Origin of the sequence: Streptomyces lancefieldiae, assembly GCF_031845825.1 — a bacterium.
Taxonomy (GTDB): Bacteria; Actinomycetota; Actinomycetes; order Streptomycetales; family Streptomycetaceae; genus Streptomyces; species Streptomyces lancefieldiae.
This window is the reverse complement of sequence record NZ_JAVRFH010000093.1, coordinates 1-12,969: the sequence shown is the minus strand read 5'-3', so window position 1 is coordinate 12,969 and position 12,969 is coordinate 1. Positions and strand designations below refer to the sequence as shown.

Below are 12,969 nucleotides of genomic sequence, written 5' to 3'. Positions count from 1 at the left end.
GTCCGTGGTCGGTGCCGCCCGCGCCGGCAGCCCCGGGCTGCGCGTCGACACCGCGGGCTGCGCCCTGTTGCGCACCCCGCGCGGGATCACCGCCCAGCTGACCTTCGGCATCGACCACGGCTACCGGTCGCGGTACGAGATCGTCGGCAGCCGCGGCCGGGTCACCGTCGACCGTGCCTTCACTCCGCCCGCCGATCACAGCCCGGTCCTGCACGTCGAGCAGGGCGCCGGTGTCCTGGAGAGGGCCCTGCCTCCGTGTGACCAGGTGTCCGGTGCGCTCAGGGCGTTCGCCGCCGCCGCCCGCACGGGCACAGTCCCGGATCAGGCGGTGTGCCTGCGCCAGGCAGAACTCCTGGCGGACATCGCCGCATCGACCCCGGCCCCGGCGGGGCCGTCCTGAGCCGGCCCGTGGGCAGTGGCCGCGACGGCGGTGACTGCGAATCCCGCCTCGACGGCCCATCGCCCGGTGAACCCGCGGGGGACGTACGCCCCGGGGACCCCAGCGGCGCGGGCTGCGTCGCGACCGGCCGGGAGGACCACCGCGCTGAAGCTCGCCTCCTGCGGATGGAAGACGAGCCGCGCCTCCTTGAACTCCAGCCAGGTCCTGGTGAGCGGGAACCAAGTCTTGTACACCGCCTCCTTCGCGGAGAAGAGGAGACAGTCCCAGCTGATCCGGGGTTTCCTACGCTGCAGTTCGGCGAGGTGGTCGCGCTCCGGTGGGAGGGAGATAACGTCCAGGACGTCGTCGGGCAGCGGAGCGTGGGGCTCGGCGTCGATGCCGACGGACCACAGCCGGGCCCGTTCCGCGACGACGACCGCCCGGTAGCCCTCGCAGTGCGTGATGCTGCCGATCACGCCCTTCGGCCACAGCGGAGCCCCTTGTTCTCCGCGCAGCAACGGGACCGGTGCGTGACCCATCCGCCCCAGTGCCTGTCGCGCCAGGTGGCGCACCGTCACACACTCACGGCGGCGACGCGGCACAGCGTTCTCCACGAGCACCTCCTCCTCCGGGAGAAGGGTGGCTTCCGGAAGATCACCGAACGCCTCGGCCCAGTGGACACCGGACGGCAGCAGGCTCTCGATCACCGGTCACTCCCGAACGGGAGAAGTCGCGCGAGGCGATGCGGCGCAGCAGGCCATGGGGGTGACCACTGCGGCGCCGCTCCCGTGGGTATCCGACGGAGACCTCGTGGTGCGGGACACCGTCGTGCCAGGTGATACAGGGAATGTGCAGGGGCCCTTAGACGACCTGTGCGACGTCTAAACGGCAGAGCCGGTCGGCTGTCCGCACCGTTCCGCACCACAGGGACAGGTGCTGGTGGCGCAGGATCCTGTTCGGCGTCTGGACCAGGGGAAAGTGATTGACCAGCGGCACGGCCGGCCGTCGCCTCGGCGAAACGCCGCTCGCTCGCGGCCACCCGTGCGGCGCACCATGCCTCGACGCCGGGATGGCGCAGGTACTCGTCGACGAAGTAGACGTCGGTGGCGAGGACGGCGGCGCAGGCCCGAGCGGGATCGACTACTCCTTCAGGGAGGAAGGAGTAGTCGTACAGCACGAACAGCGGCGCGAGGCGCAGCGGGCCGCCCGGACCGCGCCAGACGGGATAGGGGTCCTCGGGGGTGATCACGCTGGCCTGCCAGCACCTCTCGGCCAGCCGCTGGTAGCGGGCTGCATAAGTCCGTTCTAACCGACGGAGGAGTGAAGGCCGCTCACCGCTAACAGGCGTGCCTCGCCGGAGGGGTCCGGCTGCCGCCACGCGCTCACGGTGTTCATGTCGAGGTCCCATGTCGTCTCAGAGCTGGGGGGCGCAATCGGGCAGCACCAGCCGGTGGTCCGCGGTGAGGATGGCGTGCTGCATCTCCTGGAGCGCCCGACCGGGCTCCAGTCCCAGCTCGTCGTTGAGCGTGCGACGGGCGCGCTGGTAGACCTGCAACGCGTCTGCCTGCCGGTCACTGCGGTGCAGCGCCAGCATCAGCTGACGGTGAAACGTCTCCCGCAGCGGGTGCTCCGTCCCCAACCGGTACAGGTCACTGACGAGTTCGCGGTGCCTGCCGAGAGCCAGCCGCGCGTCTATCAGCATCTCCATGCACTCCAGCCTGACCTCGTTGAACCAGGTCTGGTAGCCGTAAAGAATCGGCCCCCGGCACGCGCCGCCGAGCAGCGGCCCCCGGCACAGGCCTAGCGCCTCCTCGAAACTTCGCGTGGCAGCCTCGAAATTCCGTGAACGGAAACCCTCTCTGCCTTCTCCTACAAGTTCGTCGAAGATACGGAGATCAAGGACGTCCGAGCCGAGGCACAGCATGTATCCGTGCGGTCTGGTGAGAACCGGTCCGTCTTCCCGGCCGGAGCGCTTGAGGAACTTGCGTATTTGCGAGACATAGACGTGAAGTGCCGCAGTGACGCGACGCGGGGGCTCATCTCCCCAAATCTCCGTGATCAGTTGATCCACGGTCACTACTTGATTGGATCGCACGAGAAGAACAGCGAGCAGAGTGGCGACTTTTTGTGCATTAATATTCACCTGATCTTCTTCGTGAATTACGCGCACTGGTCCCATGATCTCGTATCGCACGAATGAACCCCCGGCTCAACCGCACCTGACGGCTCGGATTATCCCGGTTGGTGTCCGCCAACCTCCGCTAGGACGTCCGTCACCGTACCCGCGACGGACGTCTCCCACCAGATCATGAAGGTCGACCACCGGGAAACAGCCCACGGTGCACCCGTGTATATCGTGACCGAGTACCCGGGCCGCCATCTCCCACCAGGTCACGCACCTTTCCGCACAGCCACGGACTCACACGCGCCGCGGTTCGGGCCGGCGGACGGCAGCGTGCGGACCGACTCCCGCAGGGGCAGAGGCAGAAAAACCGGTCGTGTCCCCCACCAGTTGCATCACGCCTGAATCAGGACGGATCGGCGACATTACACCAGGGAACGCACGGCGGCACATCGCCCCCGTCAACCCCGATTCCGCCCCGCCCGTCTGCCGGCGCGGCACGCGGACCACTGGGACAACCTGGTGGGACAGCGTATTCAACGTGGAGCTCCGCGCGGTCGGCCCGTCGGCGGCACGTTGTTATAGCGCAATCTCCCATACTACCTGGTCAATGCACGCGCAACAGCCCTCGCCGACGAACAAGTAAGGCATCTGTTCGATCACAGAGGAGCGTGTTAGATTTCCCACCATTCGACTTCCCGGGGCACGTGACGCATGTTTCCACCTAAGGAGACCCATGACGGGGGACCCCACCACTCGCTCCCATGGCAAAAAACCGACATCTTCAAACCTGGCGAAGCGTGAAGCGAACTCAATCCCGACCTTCGGTACCTCAACCCTTGTCACAAGGAGAGGTCTGACGCTTCCGAAACGCATGGAGTTCGATAAATGGCTCGGAATCGGAAACTACCTCTCCAACGTAATCTCCGCCTCCGCATGGTGTCTGGGAGACTGGCTCGTGTACGGGGAAGCAACTTTCAACGGAAGATACCAGGACGCGATCCAACTGACGGCGTTAGATTACCAAACATTACGGAACCATGCATGGGTGGCGCGCCGTTTCCCCATGTCTCGTCGGCGGGACAGGCTCAGTTTCACCCATCACGCCGAGGTCGCGGCCCTCGCAGAACCCGAGCAGGACTTCTGGCTGCGCAAAGCAGAGGCACACGAATGGTCCGCGAAGCGTTTACGCCGTGAGGTGAAAGCAAGTCTGAGGGAACGCTCCGCCAGCGACGACCTGGACGGCGACACGAACCAGACCGATCGTGAGATCGACAAGAAACGGAATACCAGGGAAGCCGCCGTTCCTTCCCCCGAGGACACAGTCTCGCTCAAACTGCCGATCTCTGCGGACTGTCTCGAGTTCTGCCGAGCCGCGGCGAGCAGAGCCGGCCTCAAGCTGGAGACATGGGCGGCCCAAATCCTTCTGGAGGCGGTCGACCAGGCACCTGCCGAGGCGCTTCACGAGGAGCAACTGTCCGGCGGCGGTCTCGCCGAGGATCAGGCCCGACCCGGCCCGGCCCGGCCGAAGGACACAGACGACGATCCTCGACCACACCAACTGCAAGCGACCGTCCGTGGTACGGGTCGAGCCGGGCACGACCGGGTTCACCGCGAGGTCCGCCCGGTTCACTAGGATCCGCCGGCCCCGCCCAACCGCCCCGGCCGCCGCCCCCGCGGAACGCCGTGGCAGCCGCCATCCGGGCTGGCGAGCACGCCCGCTCGGGCACACGCCCGAGGAGCAGTAGACCGGCCCGCACCCGACGGTCAGCGGGGCGGCCGGGCCCTTCCCACGCACAGGTCGCCCAGCGTTGCCGCGATCACCTCGACGCCGGCGGCGATGGTGTCCGGGTCGGGGGTCATGCTGATGCGGAAGCACTGCCTGGGGTGACGGCCGAGGCCCCGGCTGTGCTCGATGTCGGTGAAGAAGTACCTCCCCGGCACCACGAAGACGCCCCGGCCCTTGAGTGTCTCGTATAGGCGCAGGTCATCGAACCACTCCTCGTCCACCCAGACCCAGCAGAACATGCCCCCCTCAGCGGCGTGCAGGCGCCAGGCGATGTCTTGCGGCAGGGCCTCCGCCAGCAGGGACTCGACGAACTTCCTGCGCTCTGCGTAGAAGGGGCCGATGACCGTCTCCACCAGGGTGTCGAGCGCGTCCGAGCGCAACGCGTGAGCCAACGTCGATTGGACCAACTGCGGGGCGTGCAAGGCCGAGTTGGCCATGAAGGAGACGATCGGTTCGATGTACTGCTCATCGCCGACCGCGAAGCCCAGACGCTCCCCGGGAAGTCCGGCCTTCGAGACGGAGAAGACGTTGACGACCCGCTCGTCCCACACCGGTGCCGCGGACGGTCCGATGCCGGGGAACGGAGCGCCGTACGCGTTGTCGACCACGAGCGGCACGTCGTGGCCCTGAGCGGCCGAGACCAGGCGCTGGAGCTCGCCACGCGACGCACTGCGACCGGCCGGATTGCTCGGACTGGACAGCAGCATCAGGCCGACGTCCGTCAGCCCCTCCAGGGTGGCCAGGTCGAACAGATAGCGGAACGACCGGGCCCCCTGAATCCGCACGTGGGGCTCGACTCCCGTGATCCCACCCGGCGTCAGGGACAAACCCTGGTAGCCGGTGTAGTCCGGTGTCATCGGCAGGACCAGCCTGGTGTCACGGCTCGCGCCCGGCCCGGTGAAGAGCGCCGCGGCGATGAAGCAGAGCATCTGGCTGCCGGGCCCCACCACGACGTTGCGCGGCCCCACGTCCCAGCCGTACCGCCCTCTGAAGTAGTCAACGATCGTGTCGACGAGTTCCGGCAGCCCTCGGGACGATCCGTACCGGCAACTGACATCGCCGAACGAGGCGGCCAGCGCACCGGACGTCAGCCGCTGCCAGGTGTCCTGAACCTCGGGGATGGACGCCGGGTTCCCTATGCCGAGATTGAGCCACTCCTTCCCGGTCGCGGAGCCGATGGTGGTTGCGATGTCATCCATGATCAGCCGAAGTCCCGACAGACTGGCCATTTTGGTTCCGGATCGGGATAGCTCCACAGTATGGCGTCCTCTCCTGCCCCTGCCGCGGCCCGCCGATCCCCGGTCGGGCCGCCCGGACCGGTAGCCCTCGGCGTCCTCGACGCGAACGCGTCCACACGCTCGCGGAGGAGGGAACGCCTGGTCAAGACAACGGCGGCGGCAAGGCAGGGGTGGGGCCCCCGTCCCGTCGACGGGACGTTCCCGGACGACAGGCATCACCCACGGAGTCGATATTGAAGATGTTTGAAGTTGAGATGCGAAAATTCAATCTTTCTGAGTTGACGTCTCGATAAACTCAAGGTACAAATCATCACGGCGGGCACGCCATCGGGAGCAGGGAGGCCCGGATGGACTGGCATGCGCTGACAGAACTGACACGAGGGCGGCCGTTCACGGTCGAGCGGATCCGCCTGGCTGGTGGTGGCGTCGTGGTCGAGGCCCGGTTCGAGCCGCCGCAGCTGCTCAACTCAGCTTCGACGGCGAGGTGTTCATTGCCGCGTTCGTACGCTCGCACGATTCGATCAAGGAGATGGAGCGATTTTTCGAAGTGAGCTACCCGACGGTCAAGACCCGGCTGAACCGCATCGCCGAGCAGCTCGAGTTCGTGGAGACGGACCCGGGACCCACCAGGGCAGCCATCGTCGACCAGTTGCGGCGGGGACGGATGAACGCCCAGGAGGCGCTGTCCGAGCTGGGAAGAACCCGGTGAGCCTCCCGGCCCGGTTCGGGCCCGAGCAAGGCCGGACGACTGCCGCCGTCGGCGTCCGATGAGTCAGGAGAAGGAAACGATGGAAGAACAACGCCAGCAGATCCTGCAGTTGCTGGCCGAGGGCAAGATCACCGCAGCGGAGGCTGAGGCGCTGATCGACGCCCTCGAACCGGAACAGTCCGAGACGTCGCCGCGGACGGGGCCGGCGCCGAAATCACGGTTCAAGTACCTGCGCGTGGTGGTGAACTCGGCCGAGAAGGCCGAGGACGACGGCCCCACCCGCGTCAACGTCCGGATCCCCCTGCAACTGCTGCGCGCCGGGGTGCGGCTCTCAACCCTTATCCCTCCGCAGGCGCTCGCCCCGGTCAGCGCAGCGCTGAGCAGGTCAGGAGTGCCGATCGACCTCAGCGAGCTCAACCCTCAGCACATCGAGGACCTCGTCGAGCAGCTCGCCGAGGTCACCATCGACATTGACGACCCCGACACCCAGGTACAGGTGTTCTGCGAGTGACCCGGCCGCGCCCCGGCCACGGAACAGCTCGAACAGGCTCAAACGAAAGGCATCGGCCGGACCTGGCCACAGAGCGGATCAGTCGCGAGCGGCCAAACCACACCATCGGGTGCGCCCTCGAGCGCGCCACCGCAGAAGGTACGAGGAGAGAGGCAAGGAACATCTGATGCCAGCACAACAACCCCCGGCCATCCATGTGGAGGGCCTGGAGAAGTCCTACAAGGACCTGACGGTACTGCGCGGCGTGGATTTTGAGGTCGAGCGGGGCAGCATCTTCGCCCTGCTGGGCTCCAACGGGGCGGGCAAGACCACGGTCGTGAAAATTCTGTCCACCCTGCTCAAGGCCGACGCGGGGACGGCCCGCGTCAACGGCTTCGACGTTTCCACCCAGGCTGCTGACGTGCGGGAGTCCATCAGCCTGACGGGGCAGTTCGCCGCCGTGGACGAAATCCTCAGCGGACGGGAGAACCTGATCCTGGTCGCCCGGTTGAGGCGACTGGACGCCCCGGAGAAGATCGCGGACGAGTTGCTCGAGCGTTTTTCGCTGACCGACACGGGCTCGCGCAGGGTGTCGACCTACTCGGGCGGCATGCGCCGGCGCCTGGACATCGCGATGAGCCTCATGGGGGATCCACCAGTCATCTTCCTTGACGAACCGACGACCGGGCTGGACCCCGAGGCCCGTATCGAGGTGTGGGAGGGCGTCAAGCAACTCGCCAAGCGCGGCACGACGGTTCTGCTCACCACGCAGTACCTGGAAGAGGCCGAACAGCTTGCCGACCGGATATCGATCCTCCACGAGGGCCGGATCATCGTGAACGGCACCCTCGCCGAGCTCAGGCAGCTGCTCCCGCCCGCCAAGGTCGAATACGTCGAGAAGCAGCCCACCCTCGAGGACGTCTTCTTCGCTGTCATCAACAACGGCAAGAACGACGCCGCCAAGGTCTCCAGCGTCGGCACGACAAACAAGGAACAGTGATGGCCAAGCGATTCTTCGGCGACTCCACCGTCCTGCTGGGCCGCTCCCTGCGCCACATCGCGAGAAGCCCCGACACCATCATCACGACCTCGCTCATGCCAATCGCGATGATGCTGCTCTTCGTCTACGTGTTCGGCGGCGCGATCCGCTCCGGCGAGGAGAAGTACGTCAACTACATGCTGCCCGGCATCCTGCTCATCACGATCGCCTCGGGCATCTCGTACACCGCGTTCCGACTCTTCCTCGATATGCAGAGCGGCATTTTCGAGCGGCTCCAGTCGCTGCCGATCGCACGATCGTCGGTCCTGTGGGCGCACGTGCTGACCTCGCTGGTCGCCAACGTGATCTCGCTCGTGGTCGTCGTGCTAGTCGCCCTTCTCATGGGCTTCCGCTCGGGAGCCGGGGTGGGGGCGTGGCTCGGGGTCACCGGCCTTCTGCTGCTGTTCACACTGACCCTGACCTGGATTGCCGTCATCCCGGGCCTTTCCGCGAAGACCGGCGACGGCGCGAGCGCCTTCTCCTTCCCGCTCATCTTCCTGCCCTTCATCAGCTCGGCGTTCGTGCCCACCGACACCATGCCCGGCCCAGTACGCGCCTTCGCCGAACACCAGCCGGTGACCTCCATCGTCGACACCGTCCGCAGCCTGCTCACGGAGCAGCCCGTTGGCAACGACGTCTGGACCGCCCTCGCCTGGTGTGTCGGCATCCTCGTCGTCGCCTACGTCCTCGCTGTGAACACCTACCGCCGGAAGATCTCCTGACACCTGGCACCCCGCCCGTTCCCTGAGCGTGCGGCACTGTACCGGCCGAGCCTCGGTCCGTTTCCCCCCGCGGACCGAGGCTCGGCCTTTTGTCAGGCGCACGACGCTGCGTGGACGCCTGGCCCGGTCAGCGGTCGGCCGACACGGCTTCGAGCGTGTGCACCTCAACGAAGGGCAGGATCTCACGGAAGCGCAGCACGGTGCCGTGGCAGTAGTTCGCATTGTGTTCGAGGCTCCGCTGCGGCATGTACGGCATCTTCTGCCGGGCGTGGTGGTTGATCCGCAGTGTCACCCGTCCCGACTCGGCTTCCCCCCACGCGTCGGCGTCGAGGACCTCGCGCTCCGTCAGCAGCCGGGCCAGTTCCGCGGAGACCTCCACGACGAAGCTCTCGGGGTCGGCCAGGCCGTGCACGGTGATCTCCGAGAACTCGTAGTCCGGCACACGTACCACTTCGCGGTAGATGTAGGGCCGTGCGATCAGGTCCATCTCGAAGGCCTGCCGGGCCATCGGGTCCGACCACCACTCCTGGGACGTGACGTAGTCGGCCAGCACCATGTCGAACTCCTCACGATGAGTGCTGAGGATCATGTGTCCGATCTTCCCGCTGAGCAGTACATCGTAGTTGGTCAGGTCGGCCAGCGACTTGGTGAAGAGCTGGAGCACGTCGGAGTCCGTGCGGCCTCGGAAGTAGCGCGCAACATCGGCGAACAGGTCGCCGTAGGAGACGATGCCGGCCGTGTCGAGGTAACCGGAGAGCAAAAACAGGCCACGCATGTTGTAGATCGTGTGCATCGCGTTGTATAGCCAGTATCCTTCGCGGCACTCGTCTTTCGACACCCAGTTCGTGGCGACCACGACCTCTGCCTCGGACACGTCGCTCGGTACGTGTTCCGTCGTCAGGCCGTAGAGCTCCCGCTGGTCATACATGGGCGTGTTGTTCAGGAGCAGCTGTGGGTAGACGATGACGGTGTCGGCATAGGACCGGCACAGCTTCGTCAGCCCCTCCTTGAACGACTCGAAGGTCTCCCCCGGGAGGGGCCAGATCAGTTCCACGTAGGAGCTGATCCGCTTCTCCCTGAGTGTGCGCTGCAGCTCGACGAAGGTATCCTCGCGGATGTTGGCCCGGTCCACGAGGTCGAGGGACTTGGGCGACAGCGTCTGCAGTGAGATGGGCTGGGTCACCATGAGGCCCCCGCGCACGAAGATTTCGGTGATCTCCGACATGCGCTCCGGCCTGTTCTTCGCAGCCGCCATGTACACGACCAACGGGTAGCCGGTTTCCTTGCTGCGCTCCACGATGTGCTTGGTCATCTCCACGTCGCGGGGCGACTGTCCCCAGTTCGCGTCGGCGATGAAGAGACCGGAGAGCCCATTGTCGCTGATCCAGTTCAGCTCCTCCCGGATCCGCTCCTCCTCGAACTTGACCACCTTCGAGTTGGTGTGCGCCCCCCAGTAGCAGAAGGTGCAGCGGAAGGGGCATCCGCGGTTCGTCTCCAGGATCCCCATGCTGAACTCGTAGCCGTCGAAGACGCCCTTGAGGAAGGGGGAGGGGATCTCCATCAGGTTGTTGATGCGCGGCGCCCGTTCCGTGGTGACCAGCTCCCCGCCGGACCAGAAGCTGAGTCCGGGGACCTGACTCAGGTCGGGCTCCGGGCTCATGAGCTGCTTGAGCAGCGCCAGGGACGTCCGCTCCCCCTCCCCGTTGCACACGGAGACGTTCTCCGGCGCGTCCGCCAGGTAGGTCGCGGCGTGGTTCATCACCTGCGGGCCGCCGAGTAGGTAATGAGCGTCCGGCTGCCGTTCCCGGAGTTCCTTCACTACCCAGCGGACCAACTTCATGTTCCAGATGTAACAGCTGAAGGTGTAGACATCCGCGTATTTACCGGCCAGCTCCTCCAGCAGCTTGTGCCGGTCCTCGGTGACCGGGGAGGAGACGATTTCGAAGCTGTAGGCCGCCGCCACTGCTTCGTCATCCTGCGCGCACGCCTGGATGTAGCCAGACGCGAGCGGCAGGATGTTCTCGTAGGTGGGAATCTCGACCAGGACCACCTTCTTGCGTCCTTGGGTGCCGGCCTCGGTTTCTCTCGTGATATTCCTGATGCTCATCCCGGCCTCCTGCCAGAAATCCTGTACCGCTCTCTCAGTACCGACCCATTCGCTCAGCCCTGCCCGGTGACAGAATTCCTCGGAGGCGTCCCCGCCCTCTCGCTTACCCGCAGGTCGATGCGTTCGGCGAGGTCCGCGAGGACCGGCGTGTCGACCAGAACTCGCACTGTGAAATCGATGTTCCAGATACGGCGGGCCTCAAGCACCACCTTGGTGGCCAGCAGCGAGTCCCCGCCGAGGCCGAAGAAATCCTGGTCGCGAGCGACCTTGTCGAGCTTGAGAACATCGGCCCAGATCCCTGCGAGCCGACGTTCCGTCTCCGTCTCGAAGTCGCCGTCCATCTCATGTCCCTGTCCACGCATGCCAAGTTGCTCCCCTGTGTCAGCTGCCCGGCTTCCGGTGACCGTGCAGATGGATGTCCGCCAGTGTCCGGGCGACCGCCTTGCGATCCGCCTTGCCGCTTGGTGTGCGGGGCAGCTTCGGCAGGACCGTGAGGGAGACGGGCACCGACGGCCCGGGCAGCAGTTCAGCCAAAGCGGCCAGTGCCCGCTCGGGGTCAAAGGCGGCCTTCCCGTCGTTGACGGTGACGGCGGCCCGCAGTTGGCGGGAACCCTCCGCGACCTCGATCGGAACGCACACCGCTTCCGTGACGCCCGGCTGCTCGAGCAGGCAGGCGTCCACCTCCAGCGGATTCACCCGGACTCCGCGGATCTTCACCTCGTTGTCGGCACGGGCCACGTAGTGGATGACCCCGTCCTCGACGCGCACCAGGTCTCCGGTGCGGAAGGCCCGGCTGTGGCCGTGGCGGGTGCGGTGCACCGGGACATACCGCGCCGCGTTGAGGCCGGGCTGGTTGAGATAGCCGGTCGAGAGGGGCAGGCCAGCCACCAGGAGTTCCCCCACCTCCGGCTCGTTCTCGTCCACCAGTTCGACGACCGCCTCGCAGCCCGGCAGCGGGCGTCCGATCGGTGACAGCGTCGGCCAGTCCTCAGACGGCCCGGTCAGCGTGTGCGCGGTGACCATGGCGGACTCGCTCTGGCCGTAGTGGACGTTCAGCCGGCAGCCCGGCAGGCGCCGGAAGAAGTCCCGGACCACCGGGGTGCAGACGAGTTGCTCGCCCCCGAGGTTCACCTCCTGGAGCACGAGCCGGTCGAGCGATTCGGCGGCGGCCGCGGCGGCAGTGAGCATGTTCAGCGCGACATACGGCAGGAACAGGCGCTCGATCCGGTTGTCGGCCAGCCAGTCGAGCAGGGCGATCGCGTCACGCCGCAGCGACTCGGGCATGATCACCAGCGTTCCCCCGCCGCCCAGCGTGCCAAGGACCTCCTGGAACCACACGTCGAAGTTGAGCGGCGTGAACTGGGCGGTGCGCAGGTCCGGCCGCACCGAATGGCTCAGCTGCCACTCCGCCATGTTGTCGATGCAACGGTGCGGCAGCACAACTCCCTTGGGCAGGCCCGTGGACCCGGAGGTGTAGATGATGTACACGGGCAGGTCCGCCTGGCACGGGTGCCGCGGCACGACCGCGTCGTCGGGCGTGCTCACGGCGTCCCGGCCGGGCGCCGGCGGGATCCGCAGGGACCGTGTGCCGGCCGCGAACGCGGGCTCGCGGTCGGCGTACAGCAGCAGCCTGGCCCCGCTGTCGTTCTTCATGTGCTCGAGGCGCTTCACCGGATAACCGGCGTCCAGCGGCACATAGGTGGCGCCGGTGTGCACCGTGGCGAGCATCGCCGCCACGATCGCGGCGCTCCGCGCGCCGGTGATCGCCACCCGGTCACCGGGGCTGACCCCCTGATCCACCAGGAGAGCGACGATGCGCCGGGTCCATGCGGTCAGCTCGCGGTACGTCAGGTCCCGGTCCTGGTCGCGGATCGCGACGTGGCCGGGCCGCGCCGCCGCGGTCGCGGCCAGCGTCTCGAGCAGGCACGGCGGGTCCGCCGGGCCGCCCCAGAGCGAGGAGAACGTGCGGGACTTCGTCAACGGTGTCGAGTTACTCGCCATCTGCCTTCCCTGGGCCAAGGTCGCTCATGGAACCGCCAGTCCACGGCATCGCGCGCGTCACGAGGCGGCCTGCGTACGGAACTTGATGTCGTCCAGTACGCCCCTCAGATCCGCCAGCAGCGCGGCCTCCTCGGCTCTGAGGTAGAAGTGCCCGCCGGGCAGCACCCGGAGCCGGAAGGAACCGCGGGTCAGCTCCGCCCAGCGGCGCATCTGTTCCGGGGTCACCTGGGAGTCGTCCTCGCCGGCGTAGCCGTAGACCGGGCAGTCGAGCAGAGGCCGGTGACCGCCGGAGTAGTCGTCCACCAGGTGGTAGTCCGCGCAGACCGCGGGGAGCACGATCTCCCGCAGGTCGGGATCCGCGAAGACGGCGGCG

At 66.7% G+C, this 12,969-nt stretch carries 12 protein-coding genes and 1 pseudogene; 6 read left to right on the top strand and 7 right to left on the bottom strand.

Annotated features, from left to right (window positions below):
• Positions 1–400, top strand: a pseudogene (locus tag RM812_RS38790) (gfo/Idh/MocA family oxidoreductase); the annotation flags it as partial.
• Here the strand turns inward: RM812_RS38790 and RM812_RS38785 are convergent.
• Complete coding sequence (locus tag RM812_RS38785) at positions 322–1,086, bottom strand: 4'-phosphopantetheinyl transferase family protein (RefSeq protein WP_311585150.1); 765 nt, start codon at positions 1,084–1,086, stop codon at positions 322–324. The pseudogene RM812_RS38790 and the gene RM812_RS38785 overlap by 79 nt on opposite strands.
• Before the next feature lie 707 nt (positions 1,087–1,793).
• Positions 1,794–2,573, bottom strand: a complete 780-nt coding sequence (locus RM812_RS38780) for an AfsR/SARP family transcriptional regulator (protein WP_311585148.1) — start codon at positions 2,571–2,573, stop codon at positions 1,794–1,796.
• 664 nt (positions 2,574–3,237) lie between these two features.
• Between RM812_RS38780 and RM812_RS38775 the strand changes: the two genes are divergently transcribed.
• Entirely contained in the window at positions 3,238–4,137 is a 900-nt protein-coding gene (locus RM812_RS38775) for an LmbU family transcriptional regulator (protein ID WP_311585146.1), read from the top strand.
• Between the two features lie 131 nt (positions 4,138–4,268).
• On the opposite strand, the gene RM812_RS38770 is transcribed toward RM812_RS38775, so the two are convergent.
• Positions 4,269–5,489, bottom strand: coding sequence for an aminotransferase class I/II-fold pyridoxal phosphate-dependent enzyme (locus RM812_RS38770; RefSeq protein WP_311585143.1), 1,221 nt, complete (start codon positions 5,487–5,489; stop codon positions 4,269–4,271).
• 568 nt (positions 5,490–6,057) lie between these two features.
• On the opposite strand from RM812_RS38770, the gene RM812_RS38765 reads away from it, so the two are divergent.
• The 4 genes from RM812_RS38765 to RM812_RS38750 all read left to right on the top strand — a co-directional run bounded on the left by RM812_RS38765 (position 6,058) and on the right by RM812_RS38750 (position 8,488).
• The gene (locus RM812_RS38765; RefSeq protein WP_394816586.1) at positions 6,058–6,237 is read left to right on the top strand and encodes a hypothetical protein; all 180 of its coding nucleotides are present in this window, start codon (positions 6,058–6,060) and stop codon (positions 6,235–6,237) included.
• Between the two features lie 58 nt (positions 6,238–6,295).
• A complete protein-coding gene (locus RM812_RS38760) occupies positions 6,296–6,748 on the top strand; it encodes an SHOCT-like domain-containing protein (protein ID WP_311585137.1) in 453 nt (150 codons plus the stop codon).
• 166 nt (positions 6,749–6,914) lie between these two features.
• Entirely contained in the window at positions 6,915–7,727 is an 813-nt protein-coding gene (locus RM812_RS38755) for an ABC transporter ATP-binding protein (protein ID WP_311585134.1), read from the top strand.
• Positions 7,727–8,488, top strand: a complete 762-nt coding sequence (locus tag RM812_RS38750; RefSeq protein WP_311585131.1) for an ABC transporter permease — start codon at positions 7,727–7,729, stop codon at positions 8,486–8,488. Before RM812_RS38755 ends, RM812_RS38750 begins: the two co-directional genes overlap by 1 nt.
• Before the next feature lie 127 nt (positions 8,489–8,615).
• Here the strand turns inward: RM812_RS38750 and RM812_RS38745 are convergent, their stop codons facing one another.
• The 4 genes from RM812_RS38745 to RM812_RS38730 form a co-directional block, all read right to left on the bottom strand.
• Complete coding sequence (locus RM812_RS38745) at positions 8,616–10,595, bottom strand: B12-binding domain-containing radical SAM protein (RefSeq protein ID WP_311585129.1); 1,980 nt, start codon at positions 10,593–10,595, stop codon at positions 8,616–8,618.
• Between the two features lie 53 nt (positions 10,596–10,648).
• Positions 10,649–10,936, bottom strand: coding sequence for a phosphopantetheine-binding protein (locus tag RM812_RS38740; RefSeq protein ID WP_311585126.1), 288 nt, complete (start codon positions 10,934–10,936; stop codon positions 10,649–10,651).
• 40 nt (positions 10,937–10,976) lie between these two features.
• A complete protein-coding gene (locus tag RM812_RS38735) occupies positions 10,977–12,596 on the bottom strand; it encodes an AMP-binding protein (RefSeq protein ID WP_311585123.1) in 1,620 nt (539 codons plus the stop codon).
• A gap of 57 nt (positions 12,597–12,653) precedes the next feature.
• A partial coding sequence (locus RM812_RS38730; protein WP_311585120.1) for a thioesterase II family protein occupies positions 12,654–12,969 on the bottom strand: 316 nt, incomplete at its 5' end.